We start from the raw sequence: 1,513 nt of genomic DNA, 5'->3' as shown, positions 1-1,513 counted from the left end.
ACACTACAGTGTCCGTGTCAAAACAACGACAGCCGCCGTCAGGCGGGTGTGCGCTACGCGCCCTCCCGCTTCGCAGCGGCTGATTTTTTTGTGATTCCGAATTACTCACTATGAGCACCATTCCGATTACCAAGCGCGGTGCCGAGATGCTGAAAGACGAACTCCACCGTCTGAAGACCAAGGAGCGTCCGGCCGTCGTCAACGCCATCGCCGAGGCACGTGCCCAAGGCGATCTGTCCGAAAACGCCGACTACGATGCCGCCAAAGAGCGCCAGGGCTTCATTGAAGGCCGCATCCAGGAGATCGAAGGCAAGCTGTCGGCTGCGCAGATCATCGACCCGGCATCTCTCGACGCCGAGGGCCGTGTGGTCTTCGGCGCCACCATCGACCTGGAAGATCTGGATTCGGGCAAGCCTGTCACGTACCAGATCGTCGGTGATGACGAAGCCGATCTGGAAACCGGCAAGATCTCGATCAGCTCGCCGATCGCCCGTGCGCTGATCGGCAAGTTTGAAGGCGACGTCGCCACTGTGGTCGCCCCGGGTGGCGAGCGCGAGTACGAAGTCCTGGCAGTCAAGTACCTCTAATCACCTCCAGCCGGAGCGATTCCCCATGCCTCAGCGCTTCTTTCAGTTGCTTGCCACGGTATGGTGCGGATCGCTCTGGACCATCGGCTACATCGTTGCCCCGACGCTGTTTGCCATGTTGGAGGACCGCCAGTTGGCCGGTTCGATCGCCGGCCGACTGTTCCATGCCGAAGCGTGGATTGGCCTGGGCGTAGGTTGTTTGCTGCTCCTGGCTGCCACGGCGCTGGTACGACGCGGGCAGGCGGGATACAAGCCGCTGCGATGGCTGGTGCTGGGGATGCTGGTGTGCGTACTGGTCGGCTACTTTGGGTTGCAACCGTTCATGGCTTCACTGCGCGAGCAAGCGGCGGCGCAAGGCTTGGCTGTCGGTGACTCGGCATACCGGGCCCAGTTCGGCATGCTGCACGGTGTGTCGAGCGTGTTCTACTTGGTGCAAAGTCTGTTTGGCCTTGCTCTGATCTGGAAAACAGCCGGTATTCGTCAGCCTACCTGATGCAAAAGAAAAGACCGGCTGAGAAGCCGGTCTTTTCTGTGCAGTCCAGGATGAGATTAGGACAGAGCCTTCTTCTTCTGGCTGGTTTGGCGCGGTTTGGCACGCTTGACGTTGCCTCCGGCCGTGACGCGCTCGTTGCCGAGCACGCTCAAGCGGACTGGCTTCGGGCGGCGCGCGCTGTTTGGATTCGGCTTGCGCACCGTGACAGAGCGCGGGCCGGCACCGATGGTAGTCTTGCGCGGCGGCTTGAGATCCTTCGGCTGGTTTTCCTTCAGGTAGGCCGGGCCTTCACGCCAGATGACCAGCAGCTTGCCGATGTGCTGCACGGGCGCAGCCTGCAGGCGGGCGCAGATGGTGTCATAGATTTCAATGCGCGCTTCGCGGTCATCGCCCGCCACGCGCACCTTGATCAGCGTATGGGACGCCAGTGAGC

Annotated in this window: 3 protein-coding genes; 2 read left to right on the top strand and 1 reads right to left on the bottom strand. The window is 61.5% G+C overall.

Annotated features, from left to right (window positions below; translation table 11 throughout):
• Nucleotides 1-110: 110 nt before the first annotated feature.
• A complete protein-coding gene (gene greA / locus JHD73_RS27665; protein WP_199033323.1) occupies nt 111-587 on the top strand; it encodes a transcription elongation factor GreA in 477 nt (158 codons plus the stop codon).
• Nucleotides 588-612: 25 nt separating this feature from the next.
• Nucleotides 613-1,080, top strand: a complete 468-nt coding sequence (locus JHD73_RS27660) for a DUF4149 domain-containing protein (protein WP_199033322.1) — start codon at nt 613-615, stop codon at nt 1,078-1,080.
• A gap of 56 nt (nt 1,081-1,136) precedes the next feature.
• On the opposite strand, the gene JHD73_RS27655 is transcribed toward JHD73_RS27660, so the two are convergent.
• On the bottom strand, nt 1,137-1,513 hold a 377-nt coding region (locus JHD73_RS27655; protein ID WP_199033321.1), incomplete at its 5' end, for a YhbY family RNA-binding protein.

Source organism: Ralstonia sp. ASV6, assembly GCF_016429285.1.
In the GTDB taxonomy this organism is placed as follows: domain Bacteria; phylum Pseudomonadota; class Gammaproteobacteria; order Burkholderiales; family Burkholderiaceae; genus Ralstonia; species Ralstonia flaminis.
Note: the sequence above shows the minus strand (reverse complement) of the source record. Positions and strands in the feature narration are given on the sequence as shown.

What these genes read in the sequence shown, in the direction of transcription:
- greA (WP_199033323.1), top strand. Translation starts at nt 111, where the DNA reads ATGAGCACCATTCCGATTACCAAGCGCGGTGCCGAGATGCTGAAAGAC.
- JHD73_RS27660 (WP_199033322.1), top strand. Translation starts at nt 613, where the DNA reads ATGCCTCAGCGCTTCTTTCAGTTGCTTGCCACGGTATGGTGCGGATCG.